Here is a 14,425-nt window from a genome sequence, read left to right as displayed (position 1 = left end):
GCGGAAATTGGTATACTTACACCCCAAGTACCAGCTTAGGATTAGAGCCTTATGTTTCAACGCATCCGCGAAGATATTCAAAGCGTTTACGCCCGCGACCCTGCGGCGCGCAATTGGTTTGAGGTGTTAACCACTTATCCAGGGCTACATGCCATTTGGTGGCACCGCTTGAGCCACAAGCTTTGGAGCTGGCGTTGTTATTGGTTAGCGCGATTTACATCAACGCTAGCTCGCTGGCTGACGGGAGTCGAAATTCATCCTGGCGCACGGATCGGCCGCCGCTTTTTTATCGACCACGGCATGGGCGTGGTCATCGGCGAAACCGCTGAAATCGGTGATGATGTCACGATTTATCATGGGGTAACCTTGGGGGGTACTAGTTGGAATCAAGGTAAACGTCACCCAACCCTGAAGGACGGTGTCGTCATAGGTGCTGGGGCCAAAGTTCTCGGCCCAGTTACGATAGGCAAAACTGCGCGAATTGGCTCAAACGCAGTTGTCGTCAAAGATGTACCTGACGAGACCACCGTGGTGGGAATCCCTGCGCGTGTCGCTCATACAACCGTCAGCAAAGAGGTTAATGACCGTCGTGCGGCAATGGCTAAGCAATATGGTTTTGATGCCTATGCGATTTCGCCTGATAATCCCGATCCAGTGGCGACGGCGATCGGCCGCATGTTGGATCATGTGCATTTGCTTGATCAGAAAGTGGCGGATTTGTGCTGCGCAGTGAACCAGTTGGGTGGTAATGTTTGTGAGGAAATTCCAGAGGTGGATATGGACGATATGGATTTTCTTTCGGCCGAGCAAGAAGCTGCTGAGCGACGTAAGCAAGAACCCGAGTCAGAACAGGAAAAGCCATAAAAAAAGCCGCTCAATGAGCGGCTTCTTCAAATTCGTTTCGCTAAATGCGTTGCCAAAGCAACGTCTTACATAGGTACTACGTTTTCAGCTTGTGGACCTTTAGGGCCTTGAGCAATGGTAAACTGTACAGTTTGACCTTCAGCTAAGGTTTTGAAACCTTCAGACTGGATAGCGCTGAAATGTACGAATACGTCTGCGCCTTGCTCTTGCTCGATGAAACCGAAACCTTTAGCTTCGTTAAAGAATTTTACTTTACCAGTTACAGTAGACATGCTGAATATTCCTCGTAATGCATGTGAAAATCTAGGGTCTTGCTAATAAAAATACGTGTATTACTTGGGACTTACAAAACGAGGTACAGCAATAGACTTCGTAACAGGCCACAATTAGACAGCCGAATTTTTCTAGCGGCGTTCAGTATACGCTCAATAAAGCCCCTGTCAAATGAAGTTTTTTAGCAAGATCTAAAGCTTAGCCGCGAATCCAGTTTTTAGTAATGTGGCGGAAGGTGTCGTTGCCACTGCGATGCAGCCATTCATACGCGGCCATTTCAGAAGTAATCATCTCAATGCCGTGCTGGCGCATACGCTGTAAACCAGCTTGTTTGTCAGACTCACGCCGTGAGCCGACAGCGTCTTCGACCACATAAACCGAATAGCCAGCAGCTTTCATATCAATGGCCGTCTGTAAAATACAGACGTGCGTTTCCATACCCATCAAAATAATCTGGCGCTTTTCTGACTGTTTTACGGCATCAACAAATGCGGGTTCTTGCCATGCGCTGAAATGCATCTTTTCAATCACGCGAGAATTTTCAATGACCGCTGCTAAATCGTCTACACTTATTCCTAAGCCTTTGGGGTATTGTTCGGTTACCAACAGGGAAACCGAAAGTTCGTTAGCAATTTCGCCCAACCAACGCATACGACCTATGAGTTGGTCACGCTGATGAATGACAGGCGCAAGTTTTTCTTGTACGTCGACAATAACAATAAGGCTGTCGGTGGCGTCGAGTAGCATAGGTATAACCTCACAAATACTTGTGCAAAAGATAATAGCATTGTGCCGTATTCAGCTTGCTATTCCTAGAACTTGGCGATAGCTTTGAGGCAAAGGATTGGGAAACTCATGCAGCGGACAGTCAAGACTAACCACGCATCTGCAGATGAGCTGTTGCAGAAGTTCAAGATTAAAGTGACCGGCAATATTATTTGGGCGGGTGGTATCACCGAGCTCTTGCTGTCGATCGCGCAATTCTTGTTAGGTAATACCATGCAAGCGTTGATTATCTTGGTGGCGGGCGTTTTCTTTACCGTCATGGCGTGGCTCTACCAAAGTCGTCGCATTCCTCTTCCCGTTCGCATTGCTTTTGTTGCGCTGCTCACTGTTATTAGCGTCATGTCGATTCATTTAAATGGACATATTGGCGTTTATTGGACCTATCCTTTACTGGTTGCGTGCTTTTTTGTTTTCAGCGGTGCGGCAGGTATTCTTTCGGCGTTATTGCTGACCATCATTTTTTCGACGACTGCGATGTTAACGATGCCAATGGATGATGGTTGGCGTATCGCTGCAACGCTCATCATTATCTGCGTTTTGGGTTCGGTGTTTGTGGTGCTCTTGGCAGAACTGCAGAAGCTATTGCGACAGATGGTGGTGACCGATACCTTGACTGGGCTGCAAAACCGTCACTTGGTGACGCAAGTGCTAGAAAAATCGATCTACAGCCATTCGCGCTATGCCAGGCCAGCAAGCATCATCATGGCCGATCTTGATCATTTTAAACAACTTAACGACCAACACGGCCACTTATTTGGCGATCAAATTCTCAAGCAAGTGGCAGAACGCATGCATACCGTCTTGCGCAAAGAAGATCAGCTGTTTCGTGTTGGCGGCGAAGAGTTTTTGATTGTCTTGCCAGCGACCAAGTTAACCGAAGCGATGCATGTTGCCGAGAAGTTGCGAGCGTTGATCGCAGATAGTGCGTTTAATGGAAAAACTGCGACAGTGACTGTAACCCTCTCACTGGGCGTTGCTGAGCTTGTTACTGGACAGTCATGGGTGGATTGGCTAAACGCTGCAGATACTGCTTTACTTGAAGCCAAGCGTAAGGGCAGAAATCAAGTGCGCAAAGCAAGTAACGCGGCCCGTGAAGCGAGTGTTGAAACCTAGCTAGGCAAACTGCGACAAAGCGGTTAAAGTTAACAATATTAAAACGAATACGGACATAATTATGACGCCAGTAACGACAACCAATCCTTCAGCTACTTTCGATTTGTGGCAACATTTTCGCTTACTTGCCATGCGTACCATTTACTTCGGTTCAGGTTTGGTGATTGCTGGCACAGCAGTTTATTCGTTGCTTGATGGCGGATTGGCGGCAGCCGCAGCGCTGTTCTGTGTTGCCGTGGGCTTTATTTTGATTGGCTACTTGTACCGTCACGAACTGGCACCACAGTGGATCAATTTCCTAGTGATTTGTTGTCTCGGCACTCTTGTTAGCGTGTCGATGAAGTCGGCCGGCATTATGGGGGTGTATTGGATGTACCCTATTTTGGCGATGGTCTTTTTTATGTTCGATAAGACCATATTTGTACTGGTGATCATGCTTATTTATGCACTTTTTGCTGCGGTGATTTATCAAGTATTGCCGTTTGATTATGCATGGCGTGTGGCGATTTCGATGCTGGTATTGATAGGTGTCGGTGCTGCTTTCTTGATTATGATGAGCAGTATGCAAAAGAAATTATTTTCGGCGGCGGCAACCGACTCGTTGACTGGCTGTATTAAGCGCGAGTACCTGAGCGACATGGTGCAGCAAGCGATCAATAAAGCGCAACGTTCAAAGCAGCCGGTGTCACTACTGCAAATCGATATGGATTCGTTTCAAAGCGTCAACGACCGCTACGGTTATTTGTTTGGCGATAAAGTGCTTGAAGAAGCAGCGCGCCGAATTCGCGGAGCAGCTCGGCAGCACGACAGTGTGATTCGCAGCAGCGGCGCTGAGTTTGTTGTATTAATGCCCAACACTGCACGTAAGCAAGCGGCTGATGTTGCAACAGATATTTTGGATCGAATCCGGCATGACCCTTTCACGGTGAAGTCGCTTACGGTTACCGTAACGGCCAGTGGTGGCCTAGCTGAATTCAAGCAGGGGCAGCAATGGGGTGAGTGGATGGAAGCAGCAGATTCTGCGTTGTATCAAGCGAAAAGTCAGGGCCGCAACCGGCTAAAAGTCGCACAATAAATTTGCACCGAGCGGCGTGCCTAGCTACAATTCGCTCCTTTCAAAAAGGAGCAGCTCATGGCACCCGTTCTTATTCTAATGGGCTCACAGTCAGACTGGCCCGTCATGCAACATGCCGCACAGATGCTGAAAGACCTCGGTGTCGAGTGGCGCGCTGAAGTTGTGTCTGCACACCGCACCCCTGATTTACTCAAATCTTCGATGGCACAAGCTGAGCAAGATGGTGTTCCCGTGGTTATTGCTGGCGCTGGTGGCGCCGCTCATCTACCTGGGATGCTTGCGGCCTACACGGCTATCCCTGTGCTAGGTGTGCCGGTGCCAAGTAAGCAGCTCAAAGGGCTTGATAGCTTGTTGTCGATTGTACAAATGCCGAAAGGTGTAGCTGTTGGTACTTTGGCGATTGGTCAAGCTGGCGCAGCGAATGCAGGTTTGTTGGCGGCACAAATTGTTGGCACCCACGACGCTAAAATACGCGACAATGTAAATGCATTCCGTAAAGCTCAAAAAGAAAAAGTCATGAACGGTCCCAAACTGGAGTTACCTGACGCATGAAGGTTTTGTTTGTCGGTGACGGTCAACTAGGTCAAATGCTCGGCGCTAGCGGTATTAGCCACGGCCACGAGTGCCTGCTTTATAGTACGCGTACTCAAGAAGTTAAGCCGCTGTCTGCACATGTGTCGCTACCGTGGAGCTTAGCTGACGCTATTGAGTGGGCTGATGTGGTGAGCTGGGAGCACGAGGCTATCCCCGCGGACGTTATCGCTGCTGCGCACGACAAGTTCCTGATGGACCCGGCGCGTATCAAGAGTCTTACCGATCGTCGGGCCGAAAAGAAGTTATTTGATGATTGCCGCGTAGGTACATCACCTTGGCAGAGCTATGGCACCGTTAGTGAGCTTGAAAAATTACTAAGTAAGGCAGAACAGCCGCTCGTTTTGAAAGCGGCACGTGGCGGTTATGATGGCAAGGGCCAGTGGCGCTTCAGGCCTGGTGATGATGTGTCAGCATTAGCTGCGGAAGCAGGCAAAGAGCCGGGCATCGCCGAACACATGATTCCATTCCATAAAGAAGTTTCATTGGTTGGCGCGCGCGGTAAAGACGGTAGTGTCTGCTGTTATCCCTTAATCACCAATGTCCACACCCAAGGTATTCTGAGCTATAGCTTAGGCGGCATCGACGATGTACCAGATGCGTTGCAACAGCAAGCTGAAGAAGCCTTCCATCGCCTTACCACTGCATTAAATTACGTGGGTGTGTTTGCGATCGAGTTCTTTGTGGTGGGTGAAGGTAAAGACGCTGCCCTACTTATTAATGAAGTGGCGCCGCGGGTGCACAACTCGGGGCATTGGACCATGAGTGGCGCGAACTGCAGTCAGTTCGATTTGCATATGCGCGCGCTGACGGGCATGCCGTTTCCACAACTACACATCGAACCGACGCTTATGCTTAACGTTATCGGCGCACAGCAGATTCCGGTCGGACTATGGCACCATCAAGATGCGCAGTGCCACTGGTACAACAAAGAACCTCGACCCGGGCGCAAAGTAGGGCACGTGAATATTCGTACCGCAAACCTTGCGACCGCAAAGACTTGGGTGAAACAGTGGCGTGAGCGTCTACAGGTGCTTGCTTAACCACTTATTGATCGCATCAATTTGCTCAGTGCAAACCTGATGCTGCATCGGAAAACTTTGATAATCGGCTTGGTAACCCTGCTCGGTGAGCCATTGATAGGCATGCTTGCCGAGCGCTTCGGGTACGACTGGATCTTGGCTGCCATGTTGAATCAAAATAGGTAACTCGCGGTTCACAGGATTGAGTTCGATACTTTCGTGGGTTGCCAAGTAGGTTGATAATGCCATCAAGCCGCCCAACTTTTCATGATGGGTCAATGCGGTCTCATAGGCCACAGCGCCGCCTTGTGAAAATCCCGCCAAAATAATGTGTTCAGCAGCGATGCCACGCTCTTGCTCGCGTTGAATTAATTCCCGAATTGCCGCGGCGGACGCGCGCAGCTGAGTGTCATCAACTTTACGCGCAATCGACATCTCTAAAATATCGTACCAAGCAGGCATGCGCATGCCGCCGTTTATGGTTACCGGTATTTGCGGAGCGTGCGGAAAGACAAAGCGAATGTGAGCACCTGCCGGCGCTTGAATGTGCGGTACAATGGGGGCGAAGTCATTACCATCGGCACCAAGTCCATGCAGCCAGATAATACTGCGGTTGGCGGTTTCATTCGGCTCAATTTCGACACACGGCAAATAGGCCATTTACTACTCCTTGGCTTGTTTTTTCCCTAACCCTGCACTGATGGTTAACTGCAATGCATCGGCGGGACTCATATCAATAGCTTCAATACAGCTACGCGGAACCATGACCATGTAGCCGCCGACATTGTAACTCATTGGCAAGAACACCGCGACGTGGTCCTCTTCAAGGAATTGTGCCAAACGGTCACCATCATCGCTTTTCTTGGTAACGATGCCGATCAACCTTAGGTCCCCGCCCGGGAGCGTGACCAAAACCACCGACTCATCGGCGAAATTTTTGCCGGACATCATTTCAATAACGTCGTTGATAGTGCCATAAACGGTGTTAAGCAACGGCATTTTGTTCATTAACTTACCCGGCAACTCCCAAAGGTTGTTAATAAAAGCCCAGCGCGCACTAAAGCCAATAAGAAAGGCAATACCTAGAAAGCTAATAAAGGCTAAACCAGGGAAGTAAAAAGTTTCGCCGAGTACAGCAACCCAAATGGGCCGTAACCACCTTTCTATAGTGACTAAAAGCCACCGCACCACAGCGATGGTGACGATAATAGGTAACAGTACTGCAAGACCTTTAAGTAAATACTGTATGGCTTTTTTCATTATGCTACTCTCTTGTGAGTTTGTTCTAGCTTAGCTTTTTCAGGACCCAACATGAAACTATTTGGCAGCTATACCTCACCATTTGTGCGTCATTGTCGAATTGTATTGGCGCTTAATGAGCAAAAATTTGAACTAGTACCGACGGACTACGCCCAAAGTGCGCAAAATTCGCCAGCCAAACGCGTACCCTTCTTTACTCATAATGGGCTAAAATTGCACGATTCGTCGTCGATTTTACGTTATCTTCGCACTTTAGCGGGACAGGGCTTTTGCGACGACATTGAAGATTTTGATTTGTACTGTTTGGTCAACACCGCACTCGATACCACCATTAACTTGTTTTTACTCGATCGTGACGGTGTGGCTATCGAAGATATTGGCTACTTGCAACGTCAACAATCGCGAGTCATTGCGATTTTAGATGAATTAAATGATCGTGACTGGCCGGCAGCAGATCCGCAAAATGATGCCCACTTACGCTTAGCGTGCTTTTTGAGTTGGGCGCAATTCCGCGAGCGCTTGGACATTCACCAATGGCCGAACTTACAAGAATTTCTAGCAAGCGTGAACCAACAACCATGGTTTGCAAATACGCACCCAGCATTAAGTTAAATGACATAAGTTAAAACAATAACGAAGGAAGATCTCATGCGATTTATGATCACCCTAGCGAGCGTAGCAGTCCTAGCTGCATGCTCGCCGCAACAAGAAACGAGCACCCCTGAAGTGGCTGAAAAAACAACAACGGTAAATACCCAAATTACCTACCCAACGACGTTCCGCGGTAACGTGACCGACGAATACTTTGGCACTGTTGTGGCGGACCCGTACCGTTGGCTTGAAGACGACCGTAGTGAAGAAACGGAAGAGTGGGTTAAAAAGCAAAATGAAGTGACGTTTGATTACTTGGAACAGATTCCATATCGCCAAGAAATTGAAGAGCGTCTAACGGCAATGTGGAACTATGAAAAAATCAGTGCGCCATTTAAAGAAGGTAACTACACCTATTTTTATAAGAATGATGGCCTGCAAAACCAAAGCGTTTTGTATCGCACCGATGCTGAGGGTAATACGGAAGTTTTCTTAGATCCAAACACCTTTAGTGAAGATGGCACTACATCGCTGGCGAGCATTAGTTTTTCGAAAGACGGTTCGATTGCCGCTTACTCTATCTCTGAGGGCGGTAGCGATTGGCGAAAAATCATCATCATCGATGCCGAAACCAAAGAACAGCTAGAGCCTGAGCTCGTGGACGTCAAGTTTAGCGGCGTCTCTTGGTTCGGCAATGATGGCTTCTATTACTCAAGTTACGATAAGCCTGAGGGCAGTGAGCTCTCAGCGAAAACTGACCAACACAAATTGTACTACCACAAGCTCGGAACCGAGCAAGCCAATGATGAATTGGTGTTTGGCGGCACCGAGGCCGAGAAACACCGCTATGTACAAGGGTTTGTGTCAGAAGATGACAATTATCTTTATATTTCGGCAGCAATTTCGACTTCAGGAAATAAGTTATTCCTGAAAGATTTGAGTGCTGCTGACAGTGAGCTCGTTGCGGTACAAGGGCACACCGACGCGGATACTTATCCATTGGATAACAAAGGCTCTACGCTGTACCTATTGACCGACCTCGATGCGCCAAACAAGCGTGTGGTGACAGTCGATGCTAGCAACCCTAGCCCTGACAACTGGCAAGACTTCATCGCAGAAACTGAAAACGTGTTAAGCGTTGGTACTGGCGCTGGCTATATTTTCGCTGAGTACATGGTTGATGCGATCTCTAAAGTCGAGCAGTACGATTACGACGGCAATAAAGTTCGTGACGTCGAATTGCCAGGTGTTGGTAGTGTTGGTGGTTTAGGTGGCAAGGCTGATGCCGAAGAACTTTATTACACCTTCACCAATTACAACACTCCGAGCACTATCTACAAGTTCGCCCCAGCAACAGGCGAATCGACAGTGTACGAGAAGTCAAAAGCCGACTTCGATAGCGATGCCTATGTATCGAAGCAGGTGTTTTACACCTCAAAAGATGGCACTGAAGTGCCGATGATCATTACTCATAAGAAAGGTCTCGAGCTAAATGGCACGACACCAACCATGCTCTACGGCTATGGTGGTTTCAACGTTAGCCTGACACCATCATTCAGCATCACCAATGCGCTGTGGCTAGAAATGGGTGGCGTCTATGCGGTAGCTAACCTACGTGGTGGCGGTGAATACGGCAAAGCATGGCACGATGCTGGTACGAAAACGCAAAAGCAAAACGTGTTTGATGACTTTATCGCCGCAGGTGAGTACCTGATCGAGCAAGGCTACACGTCACGTGAGCGTTTAGCGGTACGCGGCGCGTCAAATGGTGGTTTGCTCGTGGGCGCAGTAATGACGCAACGTCCGGATCTAATGCAAGTGGCACTGCCAGCTGTAGGTGTTTTGGATATGTTGCGTTATCACACCTTCACCGCTGGCGCTGGTTGGGCTTATGACTACGGCACAGCGGAAGACAGTAAGGAAATGTTTGAGTATTTGTATGGTTACTCGCCGGTGCATAACGTAGAGCAGGGTGAAAACTACCCGGCGACGTTGATTACCACAGGTGACCACGATGACCGTGTAGTTCCAGCGCACTCATTCAAGTTTGCTGCCGAACTACAGGCGAAAAATACTGGGCCAAATCCGCAGTTGATTCGCATTGAAACCAATGCCGGTCATGGCGCGGGTACGCCGGTTTCAAAAACCATCGAGCAGTACGCAGATATCTATGGTTTCACTTTGTACAATATGGGTGTTAAAGAGCTAGAAGAACTTAAATAAAATAGCTTAAATTTGATATGAATCCAAAAAAAGGCCTCCACTTGGAGGCCTTTTTAGGTAGCGAGTCTTATTTGCAATGTAAACGCAGGAATTGTGATCAAGTATTATGGCGTGGGCCGTGCAACGTAATCGCAGATACAAGGTTTTGCTCGATGGCCTTAGCAAGGTCGGTATCGAGCACTTGGTGAGCTTGGGCAAACGGGACGTTCAGACTAACGATTCCCCATGCTTGGTTACGCCCGTGAACCTTGCCTGCATAGAGCGCCTTATCGACGAGTTGCAGCGTAGCTTCCCAGTCCATCTCGGCCTGATTCAGATCAGCAAAGGGATAGCTAATAAAACCTGCGGTGGCGGTCACTGGAAGCTCTTCTTTCTCGGTTTTTATCGGTTTACCGGCAATCGCTTTTAGCATCCGCAGCACAAATCGCGGTAAAGCGTCTTTGTCAGTATTCTTTAAGTAAATAAGAAACTCTTCGCCACCCCAACGAATAACTTTATCGTTATCACGGCAAACGTCTAGCAGCCGTTGTGCAACAGCGCGGATAACTTCATCACCGGCACTATGGCCGTGGTGATCGTTGATGCGTTTAAAGTAGTCGATATCAAGCAACACCATCGCATCATTGCTCGGTTGCTGTTCGCGTTCCTGACGCTGCAACTCTTGTTGCATGGCACGGCGGTTTAACAGGCCGGTTAAAGGGTCGCGTAACGATTGATCGGCCAGTTGTGCGTTGGCTTGTTTCAGTGCCTGATTCGAACGATGCGCAGCACGATAAAGATAGAAAGCTAACGCAGTCAGTAAGAGTGCAACAACAACGCCCAAGATTAAAATAACTTGCTGTTGTCGCTCGTTCTCGAGCAACTGATCGCTCAGTTCTTTTTGACGTTGGAGTAATTCTATTTGCTGAGCTTTATCTTTCGAGTCATACAAATTCTGTAGCTCGGTGACATTCTTTTGCAGCTCAGTATTGAAGACACTTTCACGGAGTTGGCGTTGTTCAGTCAAAATGGCATTCGCCTGTTGGTGACGGCTTGCCATGGTCAGTGCTTCAGCATATTCACCGAGCAACATTTCAAGTTCACTGTTGCTCCACTTGCCGCGTGCTTTTTCGACGACATTGCGCATTGCGCTGAGGCCTTGCTCGTACTGACCTAAATGAACATCGATGAAGCCCAAGTTAAAGCGAATCAACTCTTCATTGATAACGTCATTATTTTCTACGGCTAATGTGAGTGCTTCTTGCAGTACTTGAATACCGGCCTCGAAGCGCTTCGTTCGGATTGCTAAATCGCCAAGGTTATTGAGCACCGAGGTTTGCATGTAACCCCAGTCGGGGTCATTTTTGATGTCGCGCTCGAGCTGACTGTAGATGTCGAAGGCCTGATCATATAAACCCTGTTCGGTCGCCGTTACCGCTCGTAAAAAAGTGATCTCAGGGCCATACATGGCCTCGAGTCCAGCCTCGTTCATAATCGCTTCAGCGGAATCAATTTGCTCAATAGCCTGCTCGTAGAGCTTCTGCTTATTGTAAATTTCGGCGATACGCAGTTTCAGAAAGATGCGTCGAATCGGAGTTCGTTCATCATCCGTTTCATTCACCGCCGTTGATGCTGCAATTAAGTGCTCCAGCGCGCGCTCGGTATTATTTTTTTCTAAGTAAATACTACCGATAAGATTATTGGCGAAGTAGCGTACGCGTGGAAGCTGCGCTTGTTCCAGGTGAACCGTGGCAGTGTTGATAAGGGTATAAGCCTCAGTCAGCTTACCCTCGATATTTTTAATCAGTATTCGGGTTGCAGCAACTTCAGCTTGCGCGTCAGGTAGACCTGAATCACGCGCGATGATTTCGGCCTTATCTATGAGATCGTAGGCCTTATCGACTTGGTCAAGGTAAGTAAATGACAGCGCTATGTAGGATAGCAAGCGGACGCGACTCATGGGCGCGGTGTCGTCATCAAGGTTTTGCCGAAGTTCTTGCATTTGCTCGAGCATAGCTTGCTCGGAATCGGCTTCGATTAGTAACCGGTCGAGCTCAGCTTCAAGGTTTGCGTCCAGTTGTGGCGGTGCAATGTCATCATTACTGGCGGTAGCCAGAGGAATTTGCGTCTGCGCATGCGCGAAAGTGCCGCCCCAAAAGAGCAACAGTGTGATCATAAGGGTGCTACAACCCTTTAGACAGGCCATAACGTTTTGCTTACGGGGTGTGCTAAACAACAAAAAGACTTCCAAGTTCAAAATTCGGTCGTACCATAACGCTCTGGTCGGATGAGCTCAATAAATAAGCGACTAACGACATTTATGAGCGTTGACCTGTTCCGATGTTTTAATCATGTTAACCTAACGCATCTTTACATTGATGTCGATGCCAACGAGTATGAATAAACGTCATTTTAGTTCATTCTATAACCAATACATCGAGTTAACTAAGAAAAAGTCCAGAAAAATAATGATAAAGAGAGCTAGATCATGTTAATTGAATCATTTAAGACGCCAAGAACTTGGTTGCTAGCGACAGCGTTGACGGCATTGGTGGCCTGTCAGCCAAATACGTCGCCTGCGGATAATGCGCAGCAAAGTGCTGCTCCAGTAGCCAAACGTGAGCCTTACACGGTGGTTTCACCGCATGGAGAACGTGTCGATCACTATTATTGGTTGCGCGATGATGATCGCAAAGACCCTGAAGTGCTTGCCTATTTAAACGCAGAAAATGACTATTACGATGCTTACCGTCAAGACTATCAAGCACTCACCGATGAACTTGAACAAGAAATAATAGGCCGAGTGAAGCAAGACGATAGCTCGGTGCCGTATCAGCGCGGTGATTACCTTTACCAGACTGAGTATGAGGCTGGCAAAGAATACCCTATCTACTCGCGCACACATGTTGAGTCTGGCGAGAAGCAAATCATTGTTGACGTTAATGTATTAGCCGAGGGTGAATCGTTTATGCAGGTTTCGAATCTGCAAGTGAGCCCGGATCAGAATAAAGTCGCTTATGTGGTTGATAACGTAGGTCGTCGTCAATACGAACTGCACGTGAAGGACTTAACCACCAACGAAGTGACTGAAACAGGCATTGACGGTATTTCGGCTGCGATCGCGTGGGCGAAAGACAACGAAACACTCTTCGTGATTGAAAATGACCCGCAAACTTTGCTGTCAAAACGAGTAGTGAAGTATCAATTGGGTCAGCCTCTCGAGACCGCAGAAGTTGTTTATGAAGAGCAAGACGATACCTTCTATATGTGGGTGAGTAATAGCTCGGATGACGAGTATGTGATGATTCAGCTCGATGCCACGGTTTCTGATGAAGTGCATGTGCTTGACGCTGATACACCAAACGGTGAGTTTCAAGTGTTGGCGCCGCGCGAGCGCGACTTCAAATACTCAGCGGACCACATTGATGGGCGCTGGATCATTCTGACCGATTACCAAGCACCTAACTTTCAGGTCATGGAAGTGGCACATGCAGCTATTGGCGATAAGAGTAAATGGCAGCCGCTGGTCGCGCATGATGACGCGGTCTTTATTCACGGCTTTGAGTTATTTGCGAATTACCTCGTGCTGAACGAGCGTCGCGAAGGCTTGCGACAAATCCGTGTAGTGCCATGGGCGAATCCTGAGCAAAGCTATGTGGTGAACGCCAACGAAGCAAGCTATGTGATGACCTTCGAAACCAACGTTGAGCAGAACACCGAGGTGTTGCGCTATAACTACACGTCGTTGGTGACGCCGACAGTGACTTATGCAATGAATATGGCGACGCAAGAGCGCGAAGTGTTAAAAGCCACTGAAGTGCCAAACTACGACGCCACCAAGTATGCGACGGCACGCACTTGGGCAACTGCTGATGATGGCACCCAAGTACCAGTGTCATTGTTATATAAGAAAGACTTCAAGCAAGACGGCACCGCGCCATTGTATCAGTATGCGTATGGCTCTTATGGCTCGACTTCTGAGCCGTGGTTCCGTTCGTCAGTGTTCTCGCTTGTTGATCGCGGTTTTGTCTACGCGATTGCACATATTCGAGGTGGCCAAGAAATGGGCCGCTATTGGTATGAAGATGGCAAGTTAGAAAACAAAAAGAACACGTTTACCGATTACATTGATGTGACTGAACATTTGGTGGCGGAAAAATATGCCCATCCAGACAAAGTGTTTGGTATGGGTGGCAGTGCTGGTGGCTTGCTCATGGGCGCAGTCGCCAATTTGGCGCCAGAGCAGTATCGCGGCTTAGTGGCTCATGTGCCGTTTGTCGATGTCGTGACGACCATGTTGGATGAGAGTATTCCTTTGACGACCAACGAGTTTGACGAGTGGGGTAATCCGAAGAACCAGCCTTACTATGATTACATGTTGTCGTACTCACCCTATGACCAAGTCAGTGCGCAAGACTACCCGGCCATGCTGGTGACGACCGGTTTACATGATTCGCAAGTGCAGTATTTTGAGCCAGCGAAGTGGGTGGCAAAATTACGTCATCACAAGACGGATAACAATCCGTTGATGATGAAAACCAATATGGAAGCAGGTCACGGCGGTGCTTCAGGACGCTTTGCGCGCCTGAAGGAAACCGCCGAAGAGTATGCGTTTATTTTGGATTTACTCGAAAATCCAGAGAAGTAA

General features: G+C 48.4%; 13 protein-coding genes. 8 read left to right on the top strand and 5 right to left on the bottom strand.

Features of this window, described 5'->3' with window-relative positions:
* Positions 1-51 precede the first annotated feature (51 nt).
* A complete protein-coding gene (gene cysE / locus CWI70_RS08255; RefSeq protein WP_126772174.1) occupies positions 52-864 on the top strand; it encodes a serine O-acetyltransferase in 813 nt (270 codons plus the stop codon).
* Positions 865-929: 65 nt separating this feature from the next.
* Here the strand turns inward: cysE and CWI70_RS08250 are convergent, their stop codons facing one another.
* Together CWI70_RS08250 and CWI70_RS08245 are read right to left on the bottom strand one after the other, a co-directional pair.
* Positions 930-1,136 (bottom strand): cold-shock protein, encoded by a 207-nt coding sequence (locus CWI70_RS08250; RefSeq protein ID WP_126772172.1) that lies wholly within the window; start codon positions 1,134-1,136, stop codon positions 930-932.
* A gap of 199 nt (positions 1,137-1,335) precedes the next feature.
* Positions 1,336-1,884: a hydrolase gene (locus CWI70_RS08245; RefSeq protein ID WP_126772170.1), complete on the bottom strand. Its 549-nt coding sequence runs from the start codon at positions 1,882-1,884 to the stop codon at positions 1,336-1,338.
* A 108-nt stretch (positions 1,885-1,992) separates the two neighbouring features.
* Between CWI70_RS08245 and CWI70_RS08240 the strand changes: the two genes are divergently transcribed.
* The 4 genes from CWI70_RS08240 to CWI70_RS08225 all read left to right on the top strand — a co-directional run bounded on the left by CWI70_RS08240 (position 1,993) and on the right by CWI70_RS08225 (position 5,745).
* Positions 1,993-3,036 (top strand): GGDEF domain-containing protein, encoded by a 1,044-nt coding sequence (locus tag CWI70_RS08240; protein WP_126772168.1) that lies wholly within the window; start codon positions 1,993-1,995, stop codon positions 3,034-3,036.
* Between the two features lie 61 nt (positions 3,037-3,097).
* The gene (locus CWI70_RS08235; RefSeq protein WP_126772166.1) at positions 3,098-4,111 is read left to right on the top strand and encodes a GGDEF domain-containing protein; all 1,014 of its coding nucleotides are present in this window, start codon (positions 3,098-3,100) and stop codon (positions 4,109-4,111) included.
* Positions 4,112-4,168: 57 nt separating this feature from the next.
* On the top strand, positions 4,169-4,663 hold the full coding sequence (purE, locus tag CWI70_RS08230; protein ID WP_126772165.1) for a 5-(carboxyamino)imidazole ribonucleotide mutase: 495 nt from the start codon (positions 4,169-4,171) through the stop codon (positions 4,661-4,663).
* Complete coding sequence (locus tag CWI70_RS08225; RefSeq protein WP_126772163.1) at positions 4,660-5,745, top strand: ATP-grasp domain-containing protein; 1,086 nt, start codon at positions 4,660-4,662, stop codon at positions 5,743-5,745. The genes purE and CWI70_RS08225 overlap by 4 nt, the downstream gene beginning before the upstream one ends.
* On the opposite strand, the gene CWI70_RS08220 is transcribed toward CWI70_RS08225, so the two are convergent.
* Positions 5,728-6,384 (bottom strand): alpha/beta hydrolase, encoded by a 657-nt coding sequence (locus CWI70_RS08220; protein ID WP_126772161.1) that lies wholly within the window; start codon positions 6,382-6,384, stop codon positions 5,728-5,730. The two genes, CWI70_RS08225 and CWI70_RS08220, sit on opposite strands and share 18 nt — an antisense overlap.
* Positions 6,385-6,387: 3 nt before the next feature.
* The gene (locus CWI70_RS08215; protein ID WP_126772159.1) at positions 6,388-6,984 is read right to left on the bottom strand and encodes a DUF502 domain-containing protein; all 597 of its coding nucleotides are present in this window, start codon (positions 6,982-6,984) and stop codon (positions 6,388-6,390) included.
* Between the two features lie 51 nt (positions 6,985-7,035).
* On the opposite strand from CWI70_RS08215, the gene CWI70_RS08210 reads away from it, so the two are divergent.
* Positions 7,036-7,596, top strand: a complete 561-nt coding sequence (locus tag CWI70_RS08210; protein WP_126772158.1) for a glutathione S-transferase family protein — start codon at positions 7,036-7,038, stop codon at positions 7,594-7,596.
* 36 nt (positions 7,597-7,632) lie between these two features.
* Positions 7,633-9,798 (top strand): prolyl oligopeptidase family serine peptidase, encoded by a 2,166-nt coding sequence (locus CWI70_RS08205; RefSeq protein WP_126772156.1) that lies wholly within the window; start codon positions 7,633-7,635, stop codon positions 9,796-9,798.
* A gap of 97 nt (positions 9,799-9,895) precedes the next feature.
* Here the strand turns inward: CWI70_RS08205 and CWI70_RS08200 are convergent, their stop codons facing one another.
* Positions 9,896-11,953, bottom strand: coding sequence for a tetratricopeptide repeat-containing diguanylate cyclase (locus tag CWI70_RS08200; protein WP_157980887.1), 2,058 nt, complete (start codon positions 11,951-11,953; stop codon positions 9,896-9,898).
* A gap of 312 nt (positions 11,954-12,265) precedes the next feature.
* On the opposite strand from CWI70_RS08200, the gene CWI70_RS08195 reads away from it, so the two are divergent.
* Entirely contained in the window at positions 12,266-14,425 is a 2,160-nt protein-coding gene (locus CWI70_RS08195) for a S9 family peptidase (protein WP_126772152.1), read from the top strand.

Origin of the sequence: Pseudidiomarina homiensis, from assembly GCF_003987225.1 — a bacterium.
Classification (GTDB): domain Bacteria; phylum Pseudomonadota; class Gammaproteobacteria; order Enterobacterales; family Alteromonadaceae; genus Pseudidiomarina; species Pseudidiomarina homiensis.
This window is presented reverse-complemented; position numbering and strand designations above follow the sequence as displayed.

Excerpts from the sequence above, each read along its gene's own strand:
- purE (WP_126772165.1), top strand. The coding sequence starts at position 4,169 with ATGGCACCCGTTCTTATTCTAATGGGCTCACAGTCAGACTGGCCCGTC.
- CWI70_RS08215 (WP_126772159.1), bottom strand. The coding sequence starts at position 6,984 with ATGAAAAAAGCCATACAGTATTTACTTAAAGGTCTTGCAGTACTGTTA.
- CWI70_RS08205 (WP_126772156.1), top strand. The coding sequence starts at position 7,633 with ATGCGATTTATGATCACCCTAGCGAGCGTAGCAGTCCTAGCTGCATGC.
- CWI70_RS08235 (WP_126772166.1), top strand. The coding sequence starts at position 3,098 with ATGACGCCAGTAACGACAACCAATCCTTCAGCTACTTTCGATTTGTGG.
- CWI70_RS08225 (WP_126772163.1), top strand. The coding sequence starts at position 4,660 with ATGAAGGTTTTGTTTGTCGGTGACGGTCAACTAGGTCAAATGCTCGGC.
- CWI70_RS08200 (WP_157980887.1), bottom strand. The coding sequence starts at position 11,953 with ATGATCACACTGTTGCTCTTTTGGGGCGGCACTTTCGCGCATGCGCAG.
- CWI70_RS08210 (WP_126772158.1), top strand. The coding sequence starts at position 7,036 with ATGAAACTATTTGGCAGCTATACCTCACCATTTGTGCGTCATTGTCGA.
- CWI70_RS08220 (WP_126772161.1), bottom strand. The coding sequence starts at position 6,384 with ATGGCCTATTTGCCGTGTGTCGAAATTGAGCCGAATGAAACCGCCAAC.
- cysE (WP_126772174.1), top strand. The coding sequence starts at position 52 with ATGTTTCAACGCATCCGCGAAGATATTCAAAGCGTTTACGCCCGCGAC.
- CWI70_RS08195 (WP_126772152.1), top strand. The coding sequence starts at position 12,266 with ATGTTAATTGAATCATTTAAGACGCCAAGAACTTGGTTGCTAGCGACA.
- CWI70_RS08250 (WP_126772172.1), bottom strand. The coding sequence starts at position 1,136 with ATGTCTACTGTAACTGGTAAAGTAAAATTCTTTAACGAAGCTAAAGGT.
- CWI70_RS08240 (WP_126772168.1), top strand. The coding sequence starts at position 1,993 with ATGCAGCGGACAGTCAAGACTAACCACGCATCTGCAGATGAGCTGTTG.
- CWI70_RS08245 (WP_126772170.1), bottom strand. The coding sequence starts at position 1,884 with ATGCTACTCGACGCCACCGACAGCCTTATTGTTATTGTCGACGTACAA.